The organism is Knoellia sinensis KCTC 19936, from assembly GCF_000768705.1.
GTDB classification, from domain to species: Bacteria; Actinomycetota; Actinomycetes; order Actinomycetales; family Dermatophilaceae; genus Knoellia; species Knoellia sinensis.
Genome location: NZ_AVPJ01000036.1, coordinates 1 through 5321, shown reverse-complemented (window position 1 = coordinate 5321; position 5321 = coordinate 1). Strand labels below are relative to the sequence as shown.

The following is a 5321-nucleotide window of genomic DNA, read 5'->3' as shown; positions in this document are numbered from 1 at the left end:
CCAATCCCCACCACTCCCCGGGGCTCTGTCCCCAGAGCACCCCGAGATTGATGTGTACTGCGTTCTCGGATGGGCTGACGTCACCCGCGCCCTTGCCGCGGGGCAGATGATCGAACGTGAGATGCGGCGCGGAGCAAGGGCCTACCGGGACGTCTTCGGAATGTCTGCGCCCAACTCAAGCGGCGCGGCACTGGACTTCTTCCTCAGAAAGCTTGCCGACGCGCCGCAACCCCTCCACACAAACCAGTCTGGATTGGAGCTCGTCGATGTCGCGGGCCCGCCTCTGGCCATGCGTCTGTCGCCCACTTCGGACACGGCAGCAGTGTTGACGCACGCCCTCGCGTCAGTGGTGGGATACACCATGGCTGGCTTCGGCCGATCGTTCGGCATCAGGTGGTTCGCCGGCACGAATGTGCGTTCGAGTGATCAGGACCTCCGCAGCGTCGTCGACTTCGTCCAGACCAATCGACCAGCATTCCACGTGGCCTCGCTCCGTGAACACAGCGCTGAGGATTTGAACAGCACCGTCTTCCAGTTTGTGTCCAGCCCGACGCCGAAGAAGCACTTGGGGTTCGAGGTGCATCTGGTGGTCCAACGAGTGTGGCGCGACCGGGTCGATCTCGTTCACGCGTGGTATTGACCGGCCTGCCAGCATTCCTCAACCGATCAGGCTGCCGGGACCCATCCGTTCGGCATACGCAGGACGAAGTGACTGCCGCGACCTACGCTCCGACCATGGATGAGATCCCACTTTCTTGGCTGCTATCGCGAGACCTCGACCCGGAGAAGTACAAGGTCCATTTCGCGGTCTGGAACGGGATCCAGCACCCGATCGACGTCCTTGCTACCAACGCAGACGAGTGGCAGGGCTGGAACTCGTGGCGAAGCGTCAACGACGACTTCAACCGCGAGTTCATCTTCTCTGTCGCACAGGACAAGCACGACGCATCGCTGTGGCTCTTCGGTGGGATCTGGGAGGTCCTGGAACGACGCTCCGAGCAGCAGGCACGTTCGTACACGGTTGTTCTACGAGTAGATCTCATGGGCCCCTTCATTCGAAGGCTCTACATCCGCCACAAACTCAGCGGCAGGAATATCCGTCGCAAGATGGAGTCCGTGCTGCCGGCGATGACGGTCTCGTCGATCCTAGAAGAGCCGTTCGCAGGAGACCCCTTCCCTGGACACGATCGGATCAACCACAGCCTCGCGGATCTTCAGGTTGTGGTCAGTCAGGCTCGGGCTGACTGGCGGGTCGCACTGGAGAGCATGAAGGGCGTCTACGTCATCCACGACAAGGAGACGGGGCAGCGGTACGTCGGCTCCGCCTATGGCGACACCGGGATCTGGCAACGGTGGTCGACCTACGCGACCACCCTCCACGGCAACAATGTCGGCCTGCAAGAGCTCGTCCAGGAGAAGGGTGAGGAGTACTACCGGAGCAACATGCGGTTCGCCCTCCTGGAGTACTGGTCCATGCGCACCGACGACGCGCACGTCCTGGCGCGCGAGTCGTACTGGAAGGACGTGCTCCACGCGCGATCTCTAGGTCACAACAAGAATTGAGAATGGCCGCGGTCGGCAGCCGTAGGCCCCGTCCGACGCGGAACCCACGTGATGGGACTCAAGGCAAGGCCTTGGCCGTTCGGCTGATCCCAGCCTGCGCAGGTGGCGCGCCGAGTACAAAGGGCACATGGTCGCAAGCACACACCTGATCGGCGCCTTCGGACTCCATTGGGCACGGAAGGAAGTTGACTGGCACCCAGGTCGGGGGCGCGGATGGCAACTTCTGGGTCGTCGCGGAAGCATTGCGCCTGGCCTCAGACTCTGCGACTTCCGTGCCGCCGCTGGGGTCTATGTGCTCGAGAAGCACGGAAGGCCGGTGTACGCGGGCCTGGGACGAAGCGGCCAGGGAATCGGGAAGCGCCTACTGGCGCATACGGACGATGGGACGAAGAACTGGACTACGTTCTCCTGGTTCTCGTTCGATGACGTGAAGCTCGACGAACGGCGGAAGACGTACAGGCCTCTCCTGAAAGGCTGGGCGGAGATCGAACAGAGAGAAGAACTGGGACGCACCGAGATGCACCACATCGTGGGCGAACTCGAAGCGCTCCTGATCAACCTCATCTTTGACGGACGTCTCGTCTCCAATATCCAGCGTCCGCAATTCCCCGTGGGCAAGGAATGGACGCAGGTCGTCGGACGCAACTTCCGAGCGCCCGGAATCTGCCATCGGGTCGACGCGAACGGTTTTTCCAGCCCCGAACTGCTCCGCTGAGCCAGCTTGTCCCATTCACCACGAAGGACCCGACCCTAGCGCCGTCGAACCGCTCACGGAAGGTCGCCCGCGGCGCTGTCCCAGATCGCCCCGCAGGAACAACACTCTCTGTCGTGCCCCGGGTGCACGCACCCCACCGGACGCGCCCAGTCGGGGACATCGGCTCCGACATCAGGTACGGCCGGCAGGCCAATGATCAAGTGGACGACCTCCACCGATCCGCAGGAGGGACACGTGCCGCGCGGGGCGCGGTAGCGCACATGAGGGTCAGCGTCGGGAGGCAGCATCAGGCGACTCCGTTCGTGATGAGTCTCTCTCATGCCTGAATTCTCTTATCGAGCACTGACAGAGCTGCTGACTCAGCCGGTCACACTTAGACCGGAACCACGGGTCGCGCCAAGGGCGGCGGCGCCTTGGGCTTCGATGCGCCACGGCGCAGCCGCTGCCTCTTCCTCCAAGCGGCGGGTCTCGGCGGCGGAGAGGTCGGCGCCGCTCGTTGCGATTGCGGTCTGCAGGATCTCGCTCGGGTCGGCGTGGGCATCCTCGCCGTGGCTGGTCGCGGCATCGGGATCGAACGCTGTGTCGACGTAGAGCCGGTTCGACTCCCGCCCCCGCGTCGCCATGACATATAGCGGCTCGCGCACCGTCGTCGCCGTGACGTACGCGTGCGCCGTGTCCACCGTGCGCCCCTGCGCGCGGTGCGCGGTCGTGGCATACCCGAGCTCGAGGTTCTCCGCCACGTACTCCGCCGGCAGCACCGCCACCGCGCCCCCACTGGCCCGCCGCACCCGCATCGACCCGTCCTCGCCGAAAGACTGCACAACCCAGTCGTCGCCGTTTTTGACCCACCCGCTCCCGGTCGCCAGCGCCCGACGGTTCAGCCGCGTCACGACGACGTCACCGACCCCGACAACAGACCCGTCACCGAGCCGAACCCCCTCCCCGGCCACCTTCCCGGCAGCGATCCGATGAGCCCGTGCCCGCGCATTCAGCTCCGACACCGTCTCAGAGTCCGAGGCCAGCATCAGTGAACTTCGACCCGCGCGCACGTCCTCTCGCCACCCCTCGAAGATCAGGTCGACCATGTCCTGCCGCGTCCCGGACTCGACCCGCCCCTTCGCCGCATACGTCGCCGCGACCGACGCCCGCCCCCGACGCAGCTCGAGGCCCGCGGCCCGCTCCCACTCGTGGCGGAACCGGCGCACGTCGTGCAGTTCCGGGACGTCCCTTCGCGCATCGGCCAGCAGCTTGAACGCGCCCCCAGCCTGCACAGGCGACAGCTGCGCCCAGTCCCCCACAAGCAGCACCTTCGCCCCCGCCGCCGTGGCGGCAGTCGCGATCCGGTCCAGGTCGAACGTGCCCGCCATCGACGCCTCGTCCACGATCACCAACTGCCCTGGACGCAAGGCCCGCCTTTCGTATGCCGTCCGTGCCGCTGCGGCTTCCGCCTCCAGTCGACGTGTGGCAGGTGAGGGGTACGCGCGAGCCAGGCGGACGGCATACGCATCGGCTTTGGCCTTGAGTTCGGGGAGGCGGTCCAGCTCACTGATCCACTTGGCGGTGTTCTCGGTGGGGACGCCGACGGCGTCGGCGAGGACCTCGGCGGCTGCGGCTGAGGGGGCGAGGCCGACGACGGATCCGGGGCCGTGGGCGGCTTCCCATGCGGCTCGGACTCCGGCCATTGCGGTGGACTTCCCTGTGCCGGCGGCGCCGACGAGGAGGTCGACGCGGCGGCCGGATGTGGTGGTTGCGATGACCGCGGCGGCCTGCTCGGGCGACAGGTGATGGCTGCGTCCCGGGAGCGGCTGCTCGGTGACTGCCGACGCTGTGGCAGCGGGCACGACCGGCGCGTCTTCGGCGGCGGCGAGGTCGAGGAGTCGGGCTTCGGCGTCAAGGAGCTCCTGGGTGGCGAAGAGTTCGCTGTCGCGGGCGACGAACTTGGTGGTGCCGTCTGCGCGGCGGAGCTCGTCGGGGGTGCGACCGGTGTCTGGCGGGGTGAGCTGGACGGCGAGTTCGGTGGCGTAGGTGGCGGTCTTGCCGGCGACGGTCGCGCGGTCTTCGGGCGTGGCGAAGCGGACGCCGTGGAGTTCGCGGAGGGCTTCGGCGAAGAGGTTGGCGCGGGTGAAGGTGGCTCGTTTGTCGGCGACCTTGGCGAGAACGATCTTCGCTGCGTCACGAAGGATCGCGTCGTCCAGGTCTTCAGCGAAGCGGAGAGTCGGGGCCGTGTCCCGGGTGAGGCTGGCGGCCCACTCGTCGGGCTGGTCGCCGATGTGGTCCCTAGCGCGTTCACGCCACTCTGAGATGAGGTCGCGCAGGGGGCGGACGTGTTTGTCCTCGCGCGTGGTGAGGGTGGCGTGCTGGCGCAGCTGGATGACTTCGCGAGCGGTGGGTTCGCGGCCGTGGGAGGCCGTGAAGGTCTCGACGAGGTTGTCCTTGGCGGCGTCGATCGCTGTCGTGCGCTGGGAGAAGTGGTCGCGCAGGGCCTTGGGTACGCCCTCGACCTCCCACTTCGGTTCGGCGGAGCGGCGGCGCTTCTCGGGAGCCCAGGTCCAGCCGAGGTCGGCGGTGAGCTGGTCGGCAAGGACGCCGTTGTAGAGCTCGGACATGCCGACCGCGGCGCGGAAGAGCGCCTTGGAGTCGAGGGTCCGCCACTTGCCGTCACTGACGGCCTGGACGCGGTTGAGCACGACGACGTGGGTGTGGAGCTGGGGGTCACCGGAGCGGGAGTCCCAGTGGTCGAACGCGGTCGCGATGATGCCTCGAATGTCTTCTTGGACAACACCTCCCTTGCCGAGCCGGGTCGCGAAGACCTGGGACTCCCCATAGGCGATGACGGCCTCGAGGGTGCGACGGTGGGCAGCGTAAATGCGGGCACGGGTGGCGTCATCGGCCAGCGCCCAGGCGACGCTGACGGACTTGGGCGCGGAGAAGGTGAGGTCGAAACCGGCGACAGTCTTGGGCGACTTGCGTGTGCGGCCGAACCGATCGATGACCGTTGTCGGTTGGGTGCGCGGGATCTGGCCGAGGGGCTCGCCGGTGACGG

At 66.7% G+C, this 5321-nt stretch carries 4 protein-coding genes; 3 read left to right on the top strand and 1 reads right to left on the bottom strand.

Annotation, left to right across the window (positions count from 1 at the left end; genetic code table 11):
• Positions 1-106: 106 nt before the first annotated feature.
• From N802_RS18970 to N802_RS19785, 3 genes are all read left to right on the top strand, one after another.
• Positions 107-640 (top strand): hypothetical protein, encoded by a 534-nt coding sequence (locus tag N802_RS18970; protein ID WP_156971530.1) that lies wholly within the window; start codon positions 107-109, stop codon positions 638-640.
• Positions 641-735: 95 nt separating this feature from the next.
• A complete protein-coding gene (locus tag N802_RS18965) occupies positions 736-1563 on the top strand; it encodes a GIY-YIG nuclease family protein (RefSeq protein ID WP_035919573.1) in 828 nt (275 codons plus the stop codon).
• A gap of 292 nt (positions 1564-1855) precedes the next feature.
• The gene (locus tag N802_RS19785) at positions 1856-2278 is read left to right on the top strand and encodes a hypothetical protein (RefSeq protein WP_156971529.1); all 423 of its coding nucleotides are present in this window, start codon (positions 1856-1858) and stop codon (positions 2276-2278) included.
• 359 nt (positions 2279-2637) lie between these two features.
• Here the strand turns inward: N802_RS19785 and mobF are convergent.
• The coding region (mobF, locus tag N802_RS18955; protein WP_035919565.1) for a MobF family relaxase at positions 2638-5321 on the bottom strand (2684 nt) is incomplete at its 5' end.